This window comes from Aliinostoc maniaoense, from assembly GCF_058172895.1.
Window position 1 is genome coordinate 3,862,520 of record NZ_CP187952.1, and the last position, 15,609, is coordinate 3,878,128.

Annotated in this window: 4 protein-coding genes; all 4 read left to right on the forward strand. The window is 38.0% G+C overall.

The features are described from left to right. Nucleotides 1-17 precede the first annotated feature (17 nt). From ACPZ3T_RS16750 to ACPZ3T_RS16765, 4 genes are read left to right on the forward strand one after another with little or no spacing between them, the layout of a single operon-like run. Nucleotides 18-6,401 carry an amino acid adenylation domain-containing protein gene (locus ACPZ3T_RS16750; protein WP_490270609.1) on the forward strand — a complete coding sequence of 2,128 codons (6,384 nt, stop codon included), beginning with the start codon at nucleotides 18-20 and terminating at the stop codon, nucleotides 6,399-6,401. After that, nucleotides 6,398-11,224, forward strand: coding sequence for an amino acid adenylation domain-containing protein (locus tag ACPZ3T_RS16755; protein WP_490270610.1), 4,827 nt, complete (start codon nucleotides 6,398-6,400; stop codon nucleotides 11,222-11,224). Before ACPZ3T_RS16750 ends, ACPZ3T_RS16755 begins: the two co-directional genes overlap by 4 nt. Nucleotides 11,225-11,276: 52 nt before the next feature. After that, nucleotides 11,277-12,329, forward strand: a complete 1,053-nt coding sequence (locus ACPZ3T_RS16760; protein WP_490270611.1) for a TauD/TfdA family dioxygenase — start codon at nucleotides 11,277-11,279, stop codon at nucleotides 12,327-12,329. Between the two features lie 44 nt (nucleotides 12,330-12,373). After that, complete coding sequence (locus tag ACPZ3T_RS16765) at nucleotides 12,374-15,604, forward strand: non-ribosomal peptide synthetase (RefSeq protein ID WP_490270612.1); 3,231 nt, start codon at nucleotides 12,374-12,376, stop codon at nucleotides 15,602-15,604. Nucleotides 15,605-15,609: the final 5 nt, after the last annotated feature.

Here is a 15,609-nt window from a genome sequence, read left to right on the forward strand (position 1 = left end):
ATTACCTCACCCTCAATATGCAAACAGAAACTATTAGCGGCTTTCGGCTCTCACCTCAACAAAAAAGACTGTGGAATTTACAACAAAATAGTTCTGCTTTCTGCTCACAAGCTAGTATTTTGATCGAAGGTAATCTCGAACCAGAGATGCTACAAAAAGCTATTGAGCAAATTGTTAATATTCATGACATTCTCAGAACAAGTTTTTATCGCCCACCTGGAGTTAAAAATCCAGTTATGGTTGTTGCTGATAAAAATTCATTTAACTGGGAATATATAGATTTAAGTGAGGTTTCACAAGAAAATATCCCTATTAAACTTCAAGAATTATTCCACCAAGCTAGAGAAGAATATCAACATTCAATTCAAACCTCACCACTGCGTTTATATTTAATCAGGCTGTCAGATAACCAGCATATTTTAATTATTTCTCTACCTGCATTATGTGCTGATATTAAAACAATCAAAACTTTAGTTAATCAAATTAATCAAGCCTACACTCAATGCTGTGAAGGTAAAGCATTTAGTGCAGAATATGTACAATATGCCCAATTTTCTGAATGGCAGAATCAATTATTAGAAGATGAATATGCAGAAGAAGCTCAAAAATATTGGCAAGAGCAAAAAATTCACTCTTTGTCAGCCTTAAAATTACCCAATGAACGGCAAGGTAAGACTGAGAAATTTATATTTGATCATCATCAATTAGCTATTAGCCAAGAATTATCTCATAAAATTAATTACTTTGCCCAAAAGTATAATATAACGCCTGATGTTATCTTACTAGCTTGTTGGCAAATACTAATTTGGCGGCTCACAGGAGAGTCAGAAATAGTCATTGGTATAGCAACCGATCGCCGTGACTATGAAGAATTAAATGACGTACTTGGCTTATTAGCAACTTGGCTACCAATTAAAATTAAATTTACATCTAACTTAAACTTTACAGAAGTCTTAGAAGCAGTAGACAAAATATTAGAAAATGCTGCTGAATGGCAAGATTATTTTGTGCCTGAAGCTGTGGAAAATGGTAATTTTATAGCTTTCCCCATTAGCTTTGAATTTGAAAAAATTTCTGAAACTAAATTTGAGAATACAGAATTAACATTCGCATTACATAACATCTACAGCTTTATTGAACCTTTTAAAGTAAAACTCACTTGTTTACAGCGAAACAATAGTTTACTGGCAGAATTTTACTACGATATCAATTACTTTTCAAAAGAAACAATTCAACGTCTAGTAAAAAATTTTCAAACATTATTAATAAATCTTATCAATAATCATGATACACCTATTAGTCAATTAGGAATACTCAGTGTCAGTGAATATCAACAACTGTTAGTTGAATTTAACCAAACAAAGGCTGATTACCAGCGCGAGAAATGTATTCATCAGCTATTTGAAGAACAGGTTGAAAAAATACCCCATCAAATTGCTGTGGTGTTTGAAGACGAAGAATTAACCTATCAAGAATTAAACTGTAAAGCTAATCAATTAGCTCACTACTTACAAAACTTGGGAGTTAAACCAGAAGTAGTCGTAGGAATTTGTGTAGAGCGATCGCCCAAATTTATCATATCCTTATTAGCTGTTCTCAAAGCTGGCGGTGCGTACCTCCCAGTTGACCCCACTCTTCCCCAAGAAGCGTTACAGTTTCGCTTACAAGATGCTCAAGCATCCGTGTTAATTAGGGAACAGGAAAAGAGTAACAGGAAACAGTTTTTTAACATTACAGAAGTAAATCTAGATACTGATTGGGAAATCATTTCTCAGGAGAGTACAAAAAACCTAATTAACAACACCAAGCCGGAAAATCTAGTTTATATCATCTATACTTCCGGTTCTACTGGTAAACCTAAAGGTGTTGCAGTTGAGCATCAACAACTGCTTAATTACCTATCTGGGATTTTGCCAAAATTGCAACTTTCAGCTAGTACAACTTACGCTAGCGTTTCCACCTTCGCCGCAGATTTAGGTAATACGGTCATTTTTCCCTGTTTATCTAGTGGTGGCTGTCTGCATATCGTATCTTGGAAACGGGCATCAGATCCGGCTGCATTAGCTGATTATTTCCGCAGTCATTCTATCGACTGCTTGAAAATAGTCCCCTCTCATTTAGCAGCTTTGTTAAGTTCGGAGTGTTGGGAAATTATACCCCGTCAGTTACTAATTCTTGGTGGTGAAGCAGCTGATTGGGATTTGATTGAGAAAATAGAAAAAAATGCACCCCATTGTCGAGTTCTTAATCACTATGGCCCCACAGAAACAACAGTTGGCGTACTGACTTACCCAGTAGGACAAAGAATTGAGGACACTGCAACAGTTCCCATCGGTAAACCAATTGCTAATACCCAGGTTTATGTATTAGATGCAAATCTACAACCAGTTCCTTTAGGGGTAGCAGGAGAATTGTATATTGGCGGTGAATCTGTAGCACGGGGATATTTAAACCAACCTGAATTAACGGCGGAAAGGTTTATTACTAATCCCTTTCGTGATGGCGAGGAGCGATTGTACAAAACAGGCGATCGCGTTCGTTATCTATCAGATGGTAATCTAGAATTTCTCGGTCGTCTTGACGATCAAGTAAAAATTCGCGGCTATCGCATTGAATTAGGCGAAATCTCCACAGCCTTAAATCAACACCCAGCAGTCAGAGAAAGTGTAGTTATTGCTAGGGAAGACACATCAACACAAAAGCGTCTTATCGCCTACATAGTCCCTACATCTATTTCAGTATCGGATCATGACTTCCGCAACTTTCTGAAAGCAAAGTTACCGGAGTACATGATACCTACATCCTTTATCATTCTCAAAGCTTTACCTCTGACTGCTAACGGTAAATTAGACCGTAACGCCCTACCTGCACCAGAAGAAGTAGTCAGCAGAGAAACTACCTTTATAACTCCCCGTACTCCTGTCGAAGAAGTATTAGCAGGTATTTGGGCGCAATTGTTGGCTATACCACAGGTAGGTATTGACGATAATTTCTTTGAGTTGGGTGGACACTCCCTACTAGCCACTCAAGTGATTTCCCGTATTCGCACCATTTTTGGCATAGAAATGCCATTACCGCAACTGTTTGAATCTCCAAATTTAGCAGCACTAGCAGCGCAGATTGAAATAGCAATGCGGGGTGAACAACAGGAAATTAAAACCATTACCCCCGTTTCTAGAGATAAAAATCTCCCCCTATCTTTTGCTCAACAAAGGCTGTGGTTTTTTGACCAGTTTGAACCAGGTAGCTCATCATATAATCTGCCTAGAACTGTTCGTTTACAAGGGAAACTGAACATAGATGCACTTTCAGCCAGCCTCAACGAAATTATCAAACGACATGAAATTTTGCGGACAAGTTTTGCAATATCTGATGGGCAACCAATTCAAGTTATTTCTCCCTCAGTAAACTTAAAATTACCAGTTGTAGATTTACAACATATTCCACAACAACAGCGAGAAGCAGAACTATACCGCCTAGCCAAAGAAGAAGCACAAACAGGATTTGACCTGACTCAATCGCCATTATTACGGGCGAAACTTCTACGATTAGATGGGGAAGACCATGTAATTTTGCTCACATTTCATCATATTGTTTCCGATGGTTGGTCAACAGATATATTAATTCGGGAAGTAGCCGCACTGTATACAGCTTTCTGTGCTGGTAGACCTTCTCCCTTACCACAATTACCTATACAATATGCAGATTTTGCAGTTTGGCAACGACAATGGTTAGAAGGAGAAGGATTAAAAAATCAACTTGCTTATTGGCACAAGCAACTATCTGGTGAACTTCCTATATTACAATTACCTACTGACCGTCCGCGTCCCACAATTCAAACTTATACTGGGAAGACCCTATCATTTGTATTGCCAACCAGCTTAAGTGAACGATTAAAAACTCTGTCAAAACAAGAAGGTGTCACTTTGTTTATGACACTATTAGCAGCGTTTAAAACTTTACTATATCGTTACACAAATCAGACAGATATTTTAATTGGTTCACCTATTGCTAACCGGAACAGAGCAGAAATTGAAAACTTAATTGGTTTCTTTGTTAATACTTTGGTATTGCGAAGTAACCTATCTGGTAATCCTACTTTTCGTGATTTGCTCAAACAAGTGCGGCAAGTAGCACTAGAGGCTTATGCTCATCAAGATTTGCCCTTTGAAAAGTTGGTAGAAGAAATACAGCCGCAACGGAATCTGAGCCATAATCCTTTGTTCCAGGTGATGTTTGTGTTCCAAAATGTTCCTAGAACTGCCTTAGAACTACCAGATTTAAATCTTTCAGTTTTGGATGTCAATAGCGAAACTGCAACTTTTGATTTGTGCCTGACAATGGAGGAGTCAGAACAGGGTTTAAGGGGTGATTTGGAGTACAACACCGACTTATTCGATGCAGAAAGAATGAATCGGTTAGTTGGACATTTCCAAACCTTGCTAGAAGGCATGATTACAAATGCTGAACAATGTTTAAGTGATTTACCTTTATTAACATCTCATGAGCAACAGCAATTACTAGAATGGGGTCAAAATCAGACATTAGGGGAAAATCTACAACAGGGTTTGTGTATTCACCAGCTATTTGAAGCCCAGGTGAAGAAAACTCCTAATGCTGTAGCAGTAGTATGGGAACATGAACAATTAACTTATCGAGAATTAAACCAGAGAGCTAACCAACTAGCACACTATTTACAAAAGCTGGGAGTAAAACCAGAGGTATTAGTAGGGGTGTATGTAGAGCGATCGCTCGAAATGGTAGTGGGATTATTGGCTGTTCTCAAAGCTGGTGGTGCTTATGTACCCCTTGATCCAGCTTATCCCCAAGAGCGTATCGCCTTCATGTTAACCGATGCTCAAGTGGCGATCGTACTAACACAACAAAGACTCGTAGCCGATTTAGCAGCAAATTCAGCCCAAATTATCTGTTTAGATAATCTCGTAACTCAACAATCGACAGAAAATCTTTCTAGTGAAGTCAGACCAGAAAATCTTGCTTATGTAATCTATACATCTGGTTCTACAGGACAATCTAAAGGTGTGATGATTCAACATCGCAGCCTGATAAATACTTATCTAGCCTGGGAAGAAGCCTATCAGCTAAGAACTGCTGCTAGTTCCCATTTACAAATGGCAAGTTTCTCCTTTGATGTGTTTACTGGAGACTTAGTTCGCGCCCTTTGTTCAGGTGGCAAACTCGTACTTTGCCCTCGTGATCTATTGCTAGAACCAGCAAAACTTTATGAGTTGATGCTGCAAGAAAAGATTGATTGTGCAGAATTTGTACCAGCAGTATTAAGAAGTTTAATTTCGTACTTAGAACTGAACCAAAAGTGCCTATATTTCATGGGATTAATCATTTGTGGTTCTGATAGTTGGTATAGGCAAGAATATCAAAAATTCCGCCAATTTTGTGGAACATCAACCCGATTAATTAATTCCTTTGGCTTAACAGAAGCAACTATTGACAGTACCTATTTTGAAACGCAGGCAATAGACTTATCTGGTCAGCAATTAGTCCCCATTGGTTCTCCCTTTGCTAATACACAAATTTACATTCTCGACAGCTATTTACAGCCTGTACCTGTGGGAATCATCGGCGAAATTTATATTGGTGGGGCTGGTTTAGCTAGGGGTTATTTACAACGACCAGATTTAACTGCTGAAAAATTTATCCCCAATTTATTTAGTCAAAAGCCAGGAGATATCCTTTACAAAACAGGAGATTTAGGGCGTTATCTGGCTGATGGACAAATTGAGTTAGTTGGACGGATTGACAATCAAGTAAAAATTCGTGGTTTTCGTATTGAACTAGGCGAGATTGAATCAGTATTAAATCAATATCCCGGTGTACAAGCAAATATGGTTATAGTACGGGAGGATAAACCAGGTAATCAACGCTTAGTAGCTTATATAGTTAGCAAATCAAATCCAGAGATTAATACTACTGAAGTCCGCAGTTTTTTACAAGAAAAATTACCAAATTATATGTTACCAACGGCGTTTGTCATATTAGATAAACTGCCTTTAACTCCCAATGGTAAAGTAGACCGTAAAGCTTTACCTGCACCAGATATAAAAAATGGATGGGAAGAAAGTTTTGTCCTACCCCGTACACTAACTGAACAGATAATAGCTGATATTTGGGCTGACATATTAGGGCGAGAACAAGTAGGAATTTATGACAATTTCTTTGAGTTGGGAGGACATTCGCTCTTAGCCACCCAAGTTATTTCTCGATTGCGTGAAGCCTTCAAAATGGATTTACCTCTGCGTAGCTTATTTGAAAATCCGACAGTTAAAAATTTAGTTGAGCGCATAGAGGGAATTTTGGCAGTGCAACATTTACAGGCTTTACCTATGCAAATGGCAGAAGACAGAGAGGAAATAGAACTATGAAAACGATCGCAGAATTTTTGTCTGACCTTTGCAGCCTCGATATAAAATTATGGGTAGAGAATGAACGCCTGCGTTGTAATGCGCCTAAAGAAGCTCTCACACCAGATATCAAAGCAGAATTAGCAGCACGCAAAGCAGAAATTATAGCTTTTATTAGCCAAGCAAATCAGGCTTTAAAATCCTCTTCAGAATCTATTCAAGCTATTTCACGCCTGGGAAATATACCTCTGTCTTTTTCCCAGCAGCGACTTTGGTTTTTAAGCCAACTAGAACCAAATAGCAGTGCTTACAATATACCTACAGCAGTGAGACTCACAGGGAAATTAAACGTAGCTGCACTGTCTAAAAGTCTCAATGAAATTATCAGAAGGCACGAAATATTAAGAACTACATTTACTGTGGTTAATGGCGAAGCAAGACAAGTAATTGTTAAAGATGAAAACTTTACTTTTTCAGTTATAGACTTGCAGGTGATTGCGGAAGAAAAAAAACAGCAAGAAGTTTCAAAGCTGGCTGCTTTAGAAGCACAAAAACCTTTTGATTTATTACAAGATCAACTACTACGAGCTAGTTTACTCCAACTAGCACAAACAGACTATGTTGTATTGTTGACCATGCACCATATAGTCTCTGATGGTTGGTCTACGGGGATATTCATTAAAGAACTCACAGCACTGTATACAGCATTTTCTCAAGGTCAACCTTCCCCACTTCCCGAATTGCCAATTCAATATGCAGACTTTGCTACTTGGCAAAGAAAATGGTTACAAGGTGAGGTGCTGCAAACCCAACTGAATTACTGGAAACAGCAGTTAGGTGGTAATTTACCCATTTTAGAATTGCCTACTGACCATCCTCGACCTGCAATTCCATCTAAAAACGGAGCAACACAGCCTTTTCATTTATCTCAATCTTTAGCCGAGCAACTTAAAGACCTGTCAAAGCAAGAAGGTGTTACCTTATTTATGACTCTGCTAGCAGCATTTAAAGTGTTGCTGTATCGCTACACTCAGCAGGAAGATATTATAGTAGGTACTCCCATTGCCAACCGCAATCGAGCAGAAATAGAAGGGCTTATTGGCTTTTTTGTCAATACTTTAGTACTGCGTACCAATCTTAGCCAGAATCCCTCTTTTAGACAATTATTGCAGCAGGTACGTGAAATAACTTTAGGGGCTTATGCTCACCAAGACCTGCCTTTTGAAAGGTTAGTAGAAGAACTACAGCCAGGGCGAATTTTGAGCCATAGCCCCTTATTTCAGGTAATGTTTGTGCTGCAAAATGCTACAACAGAACCTATCAATTTACCAGAATTAACCTTACAAGAATTAACATTAGAAAAAAAGACTGCCAAATTTGATTTAACTCTCTCACTATCAGAAACAGAGACAGGATTACAGGGAGATTTAGAATACAACACGGATATATTTAATGCTGATACAATTACTCGAATGTGGGGTCATTTTCAAGTATTGTTAGAGGGAATTGTTACTAACCCTGAACAACGCCTGTCAGAATTGCCATTATTAACAACAAATGAACAACATCAACTATTAGTAGAGTGGAATAATACTGAGATTAATTATCCTCAAGGCCAGTGCATTCATCAATTATTTGAAGCACAGGTAGAGAAAACACCTGATGCTGTAGCAGTGCTCTTTGAGAATCAGCAATTGACCTATCGGGAACTGAACACCAGAGCCAATCAACTCGCTCATTACTTGCAAAAACTGGGAGTAAAGCCAGAAGTATTAGTGGGGATATGTGTAGAGCGATCGCCCTTCATGGTGATCGGTATCTTAGCGATTCTCAAAGCAGGCGGTGCATACGTCCCGCTAGATCCAGCCTATCCAAAAGAACGGTTAGGCTATATGTTGGCAGATGCCCAAGTTGGGGTATTGTTAACCCAAAAACATTTATTAGAAACATTACCCGCACACAACGTCCAAATTCTGTGTTTAGACTCTGACGAAAATTTATTCCTTACCCAAAACACAGCTAACCCAATTAGCAATGTGACATCTGAAAACTTAGCGTATGTAATTTACACCTCCGGTTCTACAGGTCAACCCAAAGGTGTGTTAATCAACCATGGCAATGTTGTGCGTTTGTTTGCGGCGGTACAGCCTTGGTACAACTTCCATCAACAAGATGTTTGGACGCTGTTTCACTCTTATGCCTTTGACTTCTCAGTTTGGGAAATTTGGGGGGCTTTACTTTATGGCGGAAAACTAGTTGTTGTTCCTTACTGGGTAAGCAGAACTCCTGAAGCATTTTATGAATTATTGTCCCAAGAGCAAGTCACAGTTTTAAATCAAACTCCCTCAGCTTTTCGCCAACTCATTCAAGTAGAAGAATCTGCTAGTGAACTTCTTTGTTTAAACTTACGTTTAGTCATCTTTGGTGGTGAAGCTTTAGACATCCAAAGTTTGCAGCCTTGGTTTGCTCGTCATGGAGATAAATCTCCCCAATTGGTGAATATGTACGGGATTACAGAAACCACCGTCCATGTTACCTATCGACCGTTAACTATAGCTGATTTAAACACTACAGCCAGTGTGGTTGGTAGACCAATTCCTGATTTACAAGTTTATTTATTAGATCGGCATCAGCAATTAGTACCCATTGGTGTTCCTGGTGAAATGTATATTGGTGGTGCGGGTTTAGCTCGTGGTTATCTCAACCGCCCAGATATTACCCAAGAACGGTTTATTGCTCACCCCTTAAGCAAGCAAGGTAAACTTTATAAGTCTGGTGATTTAGCCCGTTATTTACCTAACGGTGACATTGAATATCTGGGACGCATTGATCATCAAGTTAAAATTCGTGGTTTCCGCATTGAAATTGGGGAAATTGAGGCAGCAATTTATCAACATCCACAAATCAGAGAAACGGTAGTTCTCGTTAAAGAAGACATAGAGAATAAACATCTTGTGGCTTATATAGTTGCTCATTCAACAAATATTTCTGTATTGGAACTGCGTAACTTCTTAAAAGATAAATTACCAGATTACATGATACCAAGTGCCTTTGTTGTGTTAGAGGAATTTCCTCTGACACCCAATGGAAAAATTGACAGCCGCGCCTTACCTGCACCTGACAAAATAGACCAACCAAAGGAGAATTATTCTCTAAATTTGACCCCAGTTCAAGAAATGTTAGCTGGTATATGGACAGAAATTTTACGAATTAAACAAGTAGGTATTTATGACAACTTCTTTGAATTAGGCGGTCACTCTCTGTTAGCAACTCGTTTTATTTCTCAAGTTCGCAAAGATTTTAAAGTAGATTTGCCCCTACGCTGTTTATTTGAATCACCAACAATAGCAGAATTAGCCAAGGAAATTGAGAAATCGATACTAGCAGATTTAAAATTCAAATTACCCAAGATAACTCCGACTTCCAGAACAGGAAATCTTTCGCTTTCTTACGCTCAACAAAGATTATGGTATCTCAACCAATTAGAACCTAATAACACAGCATATAATATCTGTAACGCTGTGCGTATTATTGGTTCACTCCATATTCCAGCCTTAGAAAAAATCCTGAATGAAATTATTCGCCGTCACGAAATTCTCCGCACTAATTTCATTGTAAATAATGGGCAACCAATCCAAGTTATTGCCCCATCTATCAATTTAGTATTGCCTATTATAGACTTGAGTCAGCTATTAGATACAGAAAGAGAGCAAACAGTCCAGAATTTAGCTCAACAAGAAAGTAAAAAACCATTTAAGCTAGATACAGATCCGCTATTAAGGGTTACACTTTTACGCTTATCTGAAACAGAATATGTGCTGCTTTTCACAATGCACCACATTATTTCTGATGGTTGGTCTATGGGAGTATTAATTAAAGAGTTAGTAGACCTGTACAAAGCATTTTCTCTTAGTGAGCCATCTCCACTACCAGAAATACCAATTCAATACGCCGACTTTGCCGTTTGGCAACATCAATGGTTACAGGGAGAAGTTTTAGAACAACTAATTAGTTACTGGAAACAACAACTTAAAGATTTACCAACACTTAAATTAGCTACTGATTATCCTCCACCTCTAACACCAACTTATCAAGGTGCAGCACAACCTTTCAAACTCTCTCCTACATTATCTCAACAAATAAAAATCCTGAGTAATCAACAGGGTGTAACACTTTTCATGACCTTGCAAGCAGCTTTTGCAACCTTAATGCACTACTACAGTGAGCAAGATGACATTGTGACTGGGACAGATGTTGCTAACCGTAACCAGGAAGAAATGGAGGGTTTAATTGGTTTTTTTGTTAATCAATTAGTCTTACGCACCAAGTTTGATGATAATCCTAGTTTTCCAGAATTACTAGAAAGAGTCCGGTCAGTAAGTTTAGATGCTTATGCACATCAAGATTTACCATTTGACAAACTTGTAGAGGCTATCAACCCAGAGCGTAATTTACACAGTACACCATTATTTCAAGTAAAATTAATTCTTCAAAATGCTCCCACAACTACTTTGAATATTCCTGGTTTAACTTTCCAGCCATTATCCACGGAAACTAAAACAGCCACGTTTGATTTACTCTTTGATATCAGAGATACAGAGCAAGGGGTAATAGGATTATTGAAATATAGTACAGAATTGTTTGCAGCTAAAACTATTGCCCAGATGCTCCAACGCTTTGAGACGATTTTGAGCCTAATTGTCGATCAGCCAAATGTAAAAATCAATGAAATCAAAGAAATCTTAGCGCAAGCAGACAAACAAGACAGGCTTGCTCAAGAAACAACTTATCAAAACTCTTTACAACAAAGATTGGGCAATATTAGGCGTAGGTCTGTTAAGTAAACTATTTTGGTTAATTTGCAACATCTGACTGAACGAATATAGGAAACAAACAATGCTGACAAATCAAAATCAACAAAATAGTTCATTAAAATTAGGCAATATCAAACGCAAAGCCGTTAATGTTGGTAAAAATGAATTAATTAAAACAGAGTATCTTAACGACAGCCCTAACTTTCCTTTAGTTATCAAACCAGCAGTTAAAGGACTAGATTTACTCACTTGGGCTAAAAGTAATCGAGAATTTTTACAATCAGAGTTATTAAAATATGCAGCAATTGTCTTTCGTGGTTTTGATGTCACATCAATAGAAGAATTTGAGCAAATTATTGCTGCTATCTGTGGAGAAGCATTGGAATATCGCTATCGAGCCTCACCACGCACTCAAGTTGCAGGTAGAATTTACACTTCTACTGATTATCCCGCAGATCAAAGTATATTTCCTCACAACGAACACGCTTATTCACCTACCTTTCCTTTAAAAATCTTCTTCTTTTGCCAAACTCCACCAGCACAAGGGGGAGAAACACCAATTGGTAATTGCCGTCAAGTTTTCGCTAATATTGACCCCAAAATCACAGAAAAATTCATTGAAAAAAAAGTTATGTATATGCGTAACTTTGGTGATGGATTTGGCTTACCTTGGCAAACAGTTTTTCAAAGCGCAGAAAAAGCCAAAGTAGAAGAATATTGTCAAAACAACGGAATTGAATTTGAGTGGAAAGAAGGCGAAAAATTAAGAACCCGCCAAGTAGGTCCAGCTATTCTCAAACATCCCATAACTGGAGAAATGGTTTGGTTTAATCATGCAACTTTTTTTCATGTGTCCACACTAGAACCCAATATCCGTAAGACTTTATTATCTTCTTTTAAAGAAGAAGATTTACCAACTAATACATATTATGGTGATGGGTCTGTAATTGAACCAGAAGTTTTAGAACATCTTCGCCAAGCTTATCAACAGCAAATGATGCGCTTTACTTGGGAAAAGGGAGATGTATTGATGTTGGATAATATGTTGGCTATCCACGCTCGTACCCCTTTTGTTCCACCAAGAAAAATTTTAGTAGGAATGGCTGAACCCTATACTCCTTCAGTTGCAGTATAAGACCACAAAAATAAATCACTATAAATAAATCAAGAGAAACTAAAATGCAAGCACCAACTATAGAAGGATTCCGACTTTCTCCACAACAGGAACATTTATGGTTATTACAAAAACTTAATGATAAATCAATATATCGCAGTGATTGTCTAATTTCAATTAGAGGCAATCTTGATATAAAACGCTTGGAATTAGCATTAGGAGATGTTGTTAATCGACATGAAATACTCCGCACCCGTTTTCGTTGCCTTCCAGGGATAAATATTCCAGTTCAGGAGATTACAAATAGCAAAATAACTTTAGAAAAAACGTACAATCTGAACGATTTAAATGCTGAGGAGCAAAATGGTAAAATTAAGGTAATTCTTCAAAATTTGAAATCTCTACCTTTTGATTTAGAAAATGGTTTAAATTTACAGGCTGCTTTGATTACTCTCTCCTCAGACAAGTACCTTTTATATCTTAGTTTACCTGCAATTTGCGGTGATCCTATCACTCTCCATAATTTAATGATACAAGTTGCTAGTGCTTACTCAAATACTCTGGAAAGTGAATTAGCTGAAGAACTGCTACAATACGCAGATTTTTCTGAATGGCAGAACCAAATATTAGAAGCAGAAGAAACAGAGATTGGGAGAAAATATTGGTTAAAACAAAATTTATCTGGTATTGATAGTGTAAAGCTGCCTTACGAACTTGATCATTTAGACAAGCATCAGTTTGAACCAAAAGCTATCAATTTACTTATTGATGCTGATTTGTTGCAAAAAATAGAAATTATAGCTAAAAAATATAATACTTCGAGTTTTATATTTATTCTTACTTGCTGGCAGGTTTTACTGTGGCGGCTACTTGAGCAATCAGAGATTATTATAGGTGTAGGGACAGATGGTAGAAAGTATGATGAGTTAAAAAGTGCATTGGGTTTGTTTGCTAAATATTTGCCGCTAAATTCTTATTTAGAAGAGAATTTAGGTTTTAGCGAAGTTTTAGAACAAGTAAATGAATCTATAGAAGAAATAAATAAATGGCAAGAATGCTTTGTCTGGGAGCAAATTAATGCTTCTGCTACAAAATTAACTATTTTGCCTTTTGGTTTTGATTTTCAGCAAGAGTCTGTGATTTGTGATGGGGGAGATGTCAAGTTTTCCATTGAGGAACAGTACACTTGCATCGATAGGTTTAAAATAAAGCTTTCTTGTAAACAGCAAGCTGAGGCTTTAAATCTAGAGTTTCATTATGACTCTAATTTATTCAATCGCGAAAGTGTTGAACTCATAGCAGAAAATTTTAATCAGTTAGTAGCCAGTGTTATTAATAATCCAGAAGAGATAATTAGTAAGCTAAATATTTTAAGCGATCGCACTCTGCATCAACTTCTATTTCAATTCAACCAAACTGAGGCTAATTATCCAAAAAATCAGTGCATTCACCAGTTATTTACAGAGCAAGTAAAACGCACACCCAATAATATCGCTGTTGCATTTAAGAATCAGCAACTTACCTATACTGAACTGAATATGCGTGTAAATCAACTCGCTCATTACTTGCAAAGTTTAGGGGTAGGTGCAGAAGTATTAGTGGGAATTTGTGTTGAACGTTCCCTAGAAATGCTCATTGGTATTTTGGGTATTCTCAAAGCCGGTGGTGCTTATGTTCCCCTCGATCCGCACTATCCCCAAGAGCGTTTAGCATTCATGCTAGAGGATACGCAAGTATCTATATTATTGACTCAGCAGCATTTGCTGGAAGGCTTACCTAACCACGCTGCACAGACAATTTGCTTAGATACAGAGTGGGAAACGATCGCACAACAGAGTCAGGAAAACCTCCTGACTACAGCATCTCCTGAAAATTTAGCTTATGTGATCTACACTTCTGGTTCTACAGGTAAACCTAAAGGAGTTGCGATCGCACATCGTAACCTAGTTCATTCCACAACTGCACGTATCTCCTACTATCAAGAACCTGTCACCAACTTTTTATTACTCTCATCCTTTGCATTTGATAGTTCAGTTGCAGGTATTTTCTGGACTCTTTGTTCTGGCGCAACTCTACACTTACCAGAAGAAGGCGTGCAACGAGAAGTACCTAAATTAGTAGAGTTAATTTCTCAAAATCGTATTTCCCATTTATTAAGCCTTCCTTCTCTATATTCTCTAATCTTGCAGCAAACACAACCACAACAGTTAAATTCCCTACGTGCTGTCATAGTTGCTGGTGAAGCTTGTCCACCAGAATTGGTAGAAAATCACTCTCGATTACAGCCACAAACCTCACTATTTAACGAGTACGGGCCGACAGAAGCAACAGTTTGGAGTAGTGTATACCATTGCCATTCTTTAGAAACTCCAACACAAATATCCATTGGTCGTCCCATAGCCAATACACAAATATATATACTAGACTCTTGCTTACATCCGGTTCCTGTTGGTGGTACTGGCGAAATTTATATTAGCGGTGAAGGTATAGCCAGAGGTTACTTAAATCAGCCTGCAATTACCTCTGAGAAATTTATTCCTCACCCCTTTAGCCAAAAACCAGGAATGCGTCTGTATAGAACTGGGGATTTAGGGCGATATCTTAGTGATGGCAATATTGAGTTTTTAGGACGCATTGACAACCAAGTAAAAATTCGTGGCTTCCGTATAGAATTAGGTGAGATTGAAACTGCCCTTAATCAACATCCTTCAGTACAGGAAACAGTAGTTATTGCACGTGAGGATGTACCGGGTAATCAAAGTTTAGTTGCTTATATAGTTCTCAAACCTCAATCAAATTCTAGAGCAAATGAACTGCGTAGTTTTCTCCAAGAAAAACTACCTGATTTCATGATACCTGCGGTTTTTGTATCATTACAGGCTTTACCCTTAACAGCCAATGGCAAAGTAGACCGACGGGCTTTACCAGCACCTGATGAGGTCAATACATGGGTTGATGAATCTTATGTTGCTCCTCGTAATTCTCTTGAGGAACAGTTGGCAGCTATCTGGGCAGAAATGCTGAGGTTAGAAAAAGTAGGTATATACAATAACTTTTTTGCATTAGGTGGACATTCCCTGTTGGTGACTCAATTGATATCACGAATACGGGATGTTTTGGGTGTGGAATTACTCATCCAGGATGTTTTTGCAAATCCTACGGTAGCTGATTTTGCTGTAATTATTACCCAAAAGCTAGCCGAGCAAGTCGATGATGAAAGTTTAGCGCGATCGCTTGCTGAATTAGCAGACTTATCCGACGAAGACATCCAACTAATTCTTTCTGATAGCCAATAATCAAC

What these genes read in the sequence shown, in the direction of transcription:
- ACPZ3T_RS16750 (WP_490270609.1), top strand. Translation starts at nt 18, where the DNA reads ATGCAAACAGAAACTATTAGCGGCTTTCGGCTCTCACCTCAACAAAAA.
- ACPZ3T_RS16755 (WP_490270610.1), top strand. Translation starts at nt 6,398, where the DNA reads ATGAAAACGATCGCAGAATTTTTGTCTGACCTTTGCAGCCTCGATATA.
- ACPZ3T_RS16760 (WP_490270611.1), top strand. Translation starts at nt 11,277, where the DNA reads ATGCTGACAAATCAAAATCAACAAAATAGTTCATTAAAATTAGGCAAT.
- ACPZ3T_RS16765 (WP_490270612.1), top strand. Translation starts at nt 12,374, where the DNA reads ATGCAAGCACCAACTATAGAAGGATTCCGACTTTCTCCACAACAGGAA.